Consider the following 5,146-nt stretch of genomic DNA (forward strand, 5'->3'; position numbering starts at 1 on the left):
CAGCGTCCTCAGATTGCAAGGCGCGGCGCAGGCGATGCAGCAGCACAACTAATCTCTGACCCGTGGGGGCTGCTGGGCCCCGGCATGACCGGTGGATATGACGATGTGCGTACATCCTTGAATCGATACGACATTAAAAAACAGATTGAAGATGTTCGAACCAGGCTGGGCGCTGGGGGTGGACGCACGGTACCCGAGGTGGGTTCGATGATCGACGGTAGTGGCCGCATCAGTCTCGATTACTCACCCGAGTCGTTGGAGCGCTTCAAGATCATGGAGAATTTCGAGAATCTGCGACGTCAGGGTATCGTAGAGCTCGACGCGAACTGGAACGTCAAGTCGGTGGCCAGTGGGCGGCAGGTACTTATCGATCCGAAGGACATCCGCTTCTCGCAAAAGTCGGTGGGTTACATGTCGAGTGACGGGGTAAACAACCTCGACACGACCGGCAAGACCGCCCGCGTGGCACCCGAGCGCATCGTTCCGATGGATGTGGTGGTCATGCCTGACGGGAGGCTTACCAGCGTCGACAATCGTCGACTGGCGGCGGGGCAACTCTACGAGGCAGACAAGGTGAATGTGGTTATCCGTGGAAGCGCTGACCCGTTGCTGCCGGAGGAGGTTCGTCGATTCAGTTGGGAGCAATATGATGCAAAGACTTGGGGAGATGCGGCGCTGATCCGGGTGTTCAAGCAAGGGAGGGAATTCAGAGAGACTTTCCGAGTGGGTAGCCCGGTTATGCCGTTGATCAAGAATGCACCGGTCGATCCAATGTATTTTCCTTATCAGACATCTCCGCAACGCCGGCGATAAAGGAACTGAAATGATAATTAGAGAAGTTAGATTAAAGCTTGATCCTGGCGAGTTACCCAGTGGCTTCGCTTACCCGGTCAGCTTTCTTGAATTCGTTGATATTTTTCCACGAGTGAAAGAGTGGTACGAGCCATGGGGAATCATTGCTGATGTAGAGGCTAATAATATGTGGTCCGAATCGTTCGGCAGGCCACTGATTCAGTTTGCCCAGGCTTGGCACGAGGATATGCTTGCGTGCTTCGTAGTCGATGGTTCATCCGATCCGTCTGTGGTTGTGATTAACCCTTGGCAGCAGCGAATGGTGGACGGTAAAGCCGAGAGGTACTGCATGCTGATGGAGCAGTTTCCCAACTTTACGGCGTGGTTTGACTGGATGCGGGATAGCGAGCTTGTGCGTGACCGTGCTGCAGATCGTGCAGAGGAAGCCCGCGACATGTCCGCCGAACGCCCTCGCTAGCCGCTGCTTTCGCTGAGAAACTGTACTGGCACAGTCGGTATGAGCCAAACGCCATTCTGTGCTTGGTAGAACTTGATTCCCTTGTTGTGCATCGTGCCCGCTGCAATGGTTAGTACCACCGGTTTGCCATAGCGTTGTCCAACGCTCATCGCGGTCTGTACATTCTCGGTGAGGTGTACGTGCTGCCGTGCGCCAGGAAGCAGCCCTTGCGCGCGAATCGATTCTAAAAATCGCGTAGCCGTGCCGTGATAAAGCAGGGGCGGCGGTGGATTGTCCTCAAAGCTAATCGATACACTGTCAGTCGAGTGACCTTGCACCGCCCGGATGCTTGCCCCATCTTCAGAAACCGCAAACCGCATTTTTTCACTGGTGCAGACGACCAAGTCAAGCAATTCTCGATTCAGCCTGCGGCCATGCTGCGCTGCGGCCGAGATCAATGCATCAATGTCCGCCCAACCCTCTCTATCCAAAGTCAGCCCAATGGCCTGTGGCTCGTGGCGCAGAACATAGCTAAGGAACTTGCTTATCTCGGCGAATTGTTTATTGTTCATGATGGATTGCTAGTGGGCGTCTCTCAAAAACTCCGAATTCGGAAATTGGAGTGTCGTAATTCGTTGATTTATAAGAGCACTGAGTGTCCGGTGTCGGGGTTTTGAGAGGCTCCCTAGTATGCGCTATGGGAGCGCGGTCAAAAAAGTGCACTGCCGCTCCAATTTATCAGGTAGCGACGGGCAGCGCGGCGCAGGCCCCGGACGGGAGCCTCGCGGCGGCGCTGACGAACCAGGCGACGCAGCCCACGAGCAACGACGCACGCTACGACCGCACGTTCGTGAACGACGCGAGCGGCACCACGGTGTTCGTGAGCCAGGGCGGGTTCAATGAGAAGACCGAGGTCCAGAGCAGCATCGCCAACCCGGCCTCAGGCTACCAGGGCGGGGTGACGGGCAGTGCCCTGACCCCGGCCACGTGCAGCGTCAGCTGGTCGCCAACGGCGAGGTGCTGGCCCGCTATGGCGACGCCCCGACATCCGAGGAGAACGCGACACAGACCAACAACCCGGTGTACGTGGACACGGCCGACTTCCGGCTGCAGGCCGCGCAGATCCGCCCGCGGCACAAGAGCATGGACCCGATCGCCTACACGGTGGTGGGCGGCGAGACGCTGAAAGACATCGCCCGCAACGTGCTGGGCGACGCGAGCCTGTGGTGGCGCATCGCGGAGGCCAACAGCCTGGCGGTGTCCGGCGACGGGGCGCTGACGGCGGGTCAGACGCTGACGGTTCCGAAGTTGTCGCTGAATGCGAACAGCGTGGATACGTTCCAGCCGTACGACCCGAGCCAGGCGATGGGGAGCATGGATCCGGTGCTGCCGGTGCCGGCGAATGGGGGAAGGTGCGGGGGGATCGGAGCGATCATCATGGTCGTCGTTGCGATCGTGGTCACGATCTATACGGCTGGCGCGCTGGCGGCCGCAGGCTCGCTGGGCTCGAACGCTCTGGGTGCAGCAACGCTGGCGAGCACCACTACCGGCGGAGGGTTTGCCGCCACCATGGCCGCAGGGGCCGGTGTCTTGGGAGGCGGGGCTGGCATTGGTGCAGGAATAGCGGCCGGCGTGGCAGGCGGCGCGATGGGGTCGATCGTCAGCCAGGCGGTCGGCAATGCGATCGGTGCACAGGATGGCTTCAGCTGGAAGGGCGTTGCGCTCTCTGCCCTGAGCGGCGGAGTGTCTGGAGGACTGGCGGGCACCAGCCTGCTGGGCGGGACGACCCTCGGGGTGACGGTGGCCCGGGCAGCTGCGAGCAGTGTGCTCTCGCAAGGCATCGGCGTGGCCACGGGCCTGCAGAGCAGCTTCAACTGGAAGAGCGTGGCGGCGAGCGCTGCGGGTGCTGGAGTGGGCTGGGGCATGAACAATGCGCTTGGACTGACGGACGCGAACGGTGTGCGGATCGACCAGCCGTTCGGGTTGGAGTCGATTGGCAAGGCCACGCTGAGTGGATTTGCTGCAGGGCTCACCACCGCGGTGGCGAGAGGCGGGCGGATCAGCGTTCAGCAGGTGGCAACCGATGCATTCGGTAACGTCCTCGGCGAGGCACTGGTGGATTACGCGAGAAACTCCGGCACGCCAGCGCAAGAGACCATGCCCGGCGCACAAGAGGCTTTCCGCGCGAGCGAAATAGCGTACCGAAACGCCACCGATCCGGTCGATATGGGGGGCGCCTATGGACTTCAGGTCGGCCGCTCCAGATACGGGTTTGGCCTATCGAGAAGTTCACTGTCAGAGTGGAACAATGAAGTCGACGGCGGCATCATGATCAACGGCAGCCTGGTTCCAGAGCAAGCAATGCTGGGGCAGGCCGTGGTGGGCAAAAACCAGGGGCCAATCGCTGCACTGGCAGCGGCTGGGCTGGATGCCGCGCAGCATCAGGCCATGTACGGTCAAATGCTGGCCAAGGGCACGATCCGTCTGAACGCCCAGGGTGTGCCGCCGGTACAGCCGGGGCAAGTGTTGGATTTCGATCTGTCGGATATGAGCGCGGGCAAGCTGGGGGCCAGCGCGATTGGACAGGAGAGTCGGCTGCGGTCAGAGCGAGTGGCTGCGGCTGCGCAGGACAATCAGGATGCAAGAGACATTCGTGCGGGATTCCGCTACCAAAGCATGTTGTCCAGAGGGTTGAGTGAATCTGATTCCCTGGCATCTGCCAACATCGGTAGCCGCCCAGCCCAGTATCTCTCTCAGTGGGATGGCGTGACCCGCCAAGCGCCAGTTGTCAACTACCTGCAGTCCACGCTAGGCGGGATGGACCCGGTGCGGGGCAGCCAGTGGGGGACTCAAGTCGCCAAAGGCCTGCCTGAAGCAGCTTTAAACGAGGCAGGAGGCTTGGCAGTAGCGAAGGTGCTGGGCGCGGGAATCCGTACGGTGGCGGAGTTGCAGGCTGTGAGGAATGCGGCTGAACCGGTAATCGAGCGGGTTGCTAAGGTAGGAACTGCAACGCTTGCTGAAACCGGCGCGGTCGACAGGCTTTTGTACGGTGCAAGAGTTGGCGAGGGATTGCCTGGTGGTGCTGGAGTGGCGGTGCCAATGCGTCCAACACCAGCACAGTTGGAAGCCTTGACGGTCAAGCATGACGTCGAGTTTGCAGTAACCTACAAGCTCGGTCCCAGCCAAAACGGTCGCGGGGGGCAATACTTCTTATACTCAGGCGAAAAGGGAGCAGTTGACGTTCCATTACAGAAGGACATGATGTTGATTTATCATACGCATCCGGGTGGAACTCCATGGGCAAGTCCACAGGACATGAACCTTATGCGCTCCCTTGAAGCGATCGGCTCGCCTCAACGGAGTTCTCAAATTGTTCCGGTCGGCAAAGATGTGGTTCGATTCAGCAAGGATGTCACAGGCGGTAAATAATGAAATTGCAAGCGCACCAATATGGATACTTATGGGACGGGACTGCGCCGCAGTGGGCACTTATGAATGTTGCCGAACCTAACAGTGAACCGCAGTATTTGATAGTTAATACCGATGCGAAGGCGGCAAAGCTTATCGAAAACAAATTGGTTGCTGATGAGGTAGTAGAGAGAATGCTGGCAGCGGGTGTTCGTGTTCTAGCACCTGCCGAGTTCTAAAGCGTGTTATGAACTTGCCGCCGTGGCCAGTGAGAGGCTGCAGAACTTCATCAGCCAGCCAAAGCTTGTTTCCATAACCCGGCAGGGCGGCCCGGCGGTGGGCACGATCACGCAGCGCGACGCCAACGGCTTCGTGGTGGGCATCCGCCAGCCGAAGGTGACGGGCAGTGCGGCGCAGGCGCCGGACGGGAGCCTGGCGGCGGCGCTCACGAACCAGGCGACGCAGGCCACGAGCAACGACGCACGCTAC

5 protein-coding genes and 1 pseudogene are annotated in these 5,146 nt (G+C 59.8%); 5 read left to right on the forward strand and 1 reads right to left on the reverse strand.

Going from position 1 to position 5,146, the window contains the following annotated elements; translation table 11 throughout:
* A pseudogene (locus Q9R47_RS24090) lies at positions 1-813 on the forward strand (hypothetical protein); the annotation flags it as partial.
* A gap of 10 nt (positions 814-823) precedes the next feature.
* The gene (locus Q9R47_RS24095) at positions 824-1,270 is read left to right on the forward strand and encodes a hypothetical protein (protein WP_311235626.1); all 447 of its coding nucleotides are present in this window, start codon (positions 824-826) and stop codon (positions 1,268-1,270) included.
* Here the strand turns inward: Q9R47_RS24095 and Q9R47_RS24100 are convergent.
* The gene (locus tag Q9R47_RS24100; protein WP_311235627.1) at positions 1,267-1,821 is read right to left on the reverse strand and encodes an RNA 2'-phosphotransferase; all 555 of its coding nucleotides are present in this window, start codon (positions 1,819-1,821) and stop codon (positions 1,267-1,269) included. The genes Q9R47_RS24095 and Q9R47_RS24100 overlap by 4 nt on opposite strands.
* Positions 1,822-2,236: 415 nt before the next feature.
* Here Q9R47_RS24100 and Q9R47_RS24105 point away from each other — a divergent pair, with 415 nt between their 5' ends.
* The 3 genes from Q9R47_RS24105 to Q9R47_RS24115 form a co-directional block, all read left to right on the forward strand.
* The gene (locus Q9R47_RS24105; protein ID WP_311235628.1) at positions 2,237-4,678 is read left to right on the forward strand and encodes a LysM peptidoglycan-binding domain-containing protein; all 2,442 of its coding nucleotides are present in this window, start codon (positions 2,237-2,239) and stop codon (positions 4,676-4,678) included.
* Complete coding sequence (locus Q9R47_RS24110) at positions 4,678-4,896, forward strand: hypothetical protein (protein ID WP_311235629.1); 219 nt, start codon at positions 4,678-4,680, stop codon at positions 4,894-4,896. The genes Q9R47_RS24105 and Q9R47_RS24110 overlap by 1 nt, the downstream gene beginning before the upstream one ends.
* A gap of 22 nt (positions 4,897-4,918) precedes the next feature.
* Positions 4,919-5,146: hypothetical protein (locus tag Q9R47_RS24115; protein ID WP_311235630.1), on the forward strand; the 228-nt coding region annotated here is incomplete at its 3' end.

It is taken from the genome of Acidovorax sp. PRC11, assembly GCF_031844105.1.
Lineage (GTDB): Bacteria > Pseudomonadota > Gammaproteobacteria > Burkholderiales > Burkholderiaceae_C > Paracidovorax.